Consider the following 2,330-nt stretch of genomic DNA (forward strand, 5'->3'; position numbering starts at 1 on the left):
GCATCGCGCTCGTCGGCATCTGCTTCCTGCTCGCCTGGCTGACGAAGAAGTTCGTCGAGGACCCGACGCGCACCTGGAAGCCGCTGACCGCGCGCAAGCCGCGGCTCTCGCTGTGGGCGGCCCTCGCCGCGATGGTGATCGTCGCGGGAGCGGCCGGCGCCGGCTGGGCCGCGAACGCGGGCACCTACCAACAGGGCGTGCAGGCCATCGCCCAGCTCCGCGCCGACCCGCCCGCCTGCTTCGGCGCGGCCGCCGTCCTCGACGAGTCCTGCGCGGGGAAGAAGACCGACGAGATCCTGCCCGCCCCCGGGTTCGCGGGCGTGGACCGCCCCGAGCAGTCGCAGTGCTTCGTGCAGCTCAACGACGCGCGGCCCGTCTCCTGCGAGTTCGGATCCAAGGATCCCAAGGCCAAGCAGGTGGCCCTGATCGGCGACAGCCACGCCTACCAGCTGCTCACGACGTTCCAGGGCATCGCCGAGAAGGAGGGCTGGCACCTCACGACGTACTTCAAGGGCGCCTGCCCGTGGAACACCGCACCGCTGTCGACGGGCGGCGCCTTCGGCGACGCGTGCACGCAGTACCGCGCGGCGGTGGCCAAGCAGCTCGAGCAGAAGCACTTCGACGCGATCTTCACCGCGGCGCTCTCCACGACGCCGTATGCGGCGGGGGACCACGGCTCCTCCTACGACGCGGCGGTCGCCGGATACCGCGAGGCCTGGGCCACGCAGACGTCGAAGGGCACGCCCGTGGTCACCGTCGTCGACAACCCCGTGTGGGAGACCGACCCGAACAAGTGCCTGCGCACGCGTGCGCAGAGCGCCTGCGACGGCGCGCGCTCGGACCTGCTCACCGAGAAGGACCCGCTGCGCGCGGCCGCGGACGGGCAGAAGGACGTCACGCTGCTCGACTTCACGAAGGTCTTCTGCGACGACGAGAACTGCCGCGCGGTCGTCGGCGGCGCGAACATCTACCGCGACCAGGACCACATCACCGTCACGTTCGCGAACTCCCTCGCGCCGCAGTACACGGCGGCGCTCAAGAGCGCAATGGGGATCGGCGGCTGAACGGATCCGAGCGCGGGGACAGGGCGGATAGGGTCGCAGGATGAGCGATGACGCCACGATCCTGTCCCTGCCCGGCCGCAGCCCTGCGATCGATCCGACGGCGTTCCTGGCCGCCGGGGCGCGCGTGATCGGATCCGTCACGATCGGCGAGGCGTCCAGCGTCTGGTACAACGCGGTGCTGCGCGCCGACTCCGACACGATCACGATCGGGGTGGGCAGCAACGCGCAGGACAACGTCTCGGTGCACGTCGACGAGGGGCACCCGGTCCTGATCGGGGACGACGTCTCGATCGGGCACAACGCGGTGGTGCACGGCTGCACGATCGGCGACGGCTCGCTGATCGGCATGGGCGCCGTGGTGCTCTCCGGGGCCGTGATCGGCTCGGAGTGCCTGATCGCCGGCGGCGCGCTGGTGCTCTCCGGCATGGAGGTGCCGGACGGCTCGCTCGTCGCGGGCGTGCCCGCCAAGATCCGCCGCGCGCTCACCGCCTCCGAGCGCGAAGGGCTTCGTGAGAACGCGAGGGTCTACCGCGGCCACTCGGCGACCCACCGCGAGGCCGCTCCCGCCTGACCGGCCGTGTGCGGGCGCGAGGCGTCCTCGATCGAGCTCGGAGACCGGTAGTCTCGAAGATCCGGGGCGGTGGCCAAGCTGGTGAAGGCAGTGGGCTCATAACCCAACGATCGCGGGTTCAAGTCCCGCCCGCCCCACTCGCGCCTTCGTCGACAGCGTCGCGGCCGTGCGCGCCCTGTTTGCTCAGTTCCGCTGAAGCCGGTCGCCGTGCGCGTCGGTGACGACATACGCGCCTTGGGTCGCCTCCCGATCTCGTGACGCCGCGAGAACAAAGCGGAGACCCCTACCGGGGCCTCCGCTCGCCGTCTTTTCAGTCAGCTCTGTCACCTGTGCGGCGGCGCGCACCGATGCGGCTCGTGAGGTTCGAGCCGACGAGGAATGCGACGAGCCCGACCAAGAGATAGCGGGCAAGCCCTCTCCCTTCCGCGCTATCGAGAGTATTCGTCGACGCCGACCACGCCAGGATGCCGAACCACACCAGAACAGGAACAACGGCGAGGATCGTGCCAAGCGTTCGGCCGACCCTTCCCACCAGCGCGCCCCACCCGAGAAGAATGACTCCAACAAGGAAGTAACTCATAGTCGGGCCTAGCACTTCCTGATCCAGGGCCACCAGACACCTGCAGGTCCGCCGAGTCCGACAACGTAGTGGATCGAGATGCAGTTTCCACCAGCCAGATGAGTCGTGCCGATCG

The 2,330-nt window shown here is 69.6% G+C and carries 3 protein-coding genes and 1 tRNA gene; 3 read left to right on the forward strand and 1 reads right to left on the reverse strand.

Annotated features, from left to right (window positions below; genetic code table 11):
- The 3 genes from B7X32_RS20395 to B7X32_RS20405 all read left to right on the forward strand — a co-directional run.
- Window positions 1-1,064, forward strand: a 1,064-nt coding sequence (locus tag B7X32_RS20395; RefSeq protein ID WP_292723952.1) for an SGNH hydrolase domain-containing protein, incomplete at its 5' end; no start/stop codon positions are given.
- A gap of 40 nt (window positions 1,065-1,104) precedes the next feature.
- Window positions 1,105-1,635 (forward strand): gamma carbonic anhydrase family protein, encoded by a 531-nt coding sequence (locus B7X32_RS20400; protein ID WP_292723955.1) that lies wholly within the window; start codon window positions 1,105-1,107, stop codon window positions 1,633-1,635.
- Between the two features lie 63 nt (window positions 1,636-1,698).
- Window positions 1,699-1,772, forward strand: a tRNA-Ile gene (locus tag B7X32_RS20405).
- Window positions 1,773-1,945: 173 nt separating this feature from the next.
- Here B7X32_RS20405 and B7X32_RS20410 read toward each other — a convergent pair.
- A partial coding sequence (locus tag B7X32_RS20410) for a hypothetical protein (protein WP_292723958.1) occupies window positions 1,946-2,330 on the reverse strand: 385 nt, incomplete at its 5' end.

The sequence above is a fragment of the Microbacterium sp. 13-71-7 genome (assembly GCF_002257455.1).
Taxonomy (GTDB): Bacteria; Actinomycetota; Actinomycetes; order Actinomycetales; family Microbacteriaceae; genus Microbacterium.

What these genes read in the sequence shown, in the direction of transcription:
- B7X32_RS20400 (WP_292723955.1), top strand. Translation starts at nt 1,105, where the DNA reads ATGAGCGATGACGCCACGATCCTGTCCCTGCCCGGCCGCAGCCCTGCG.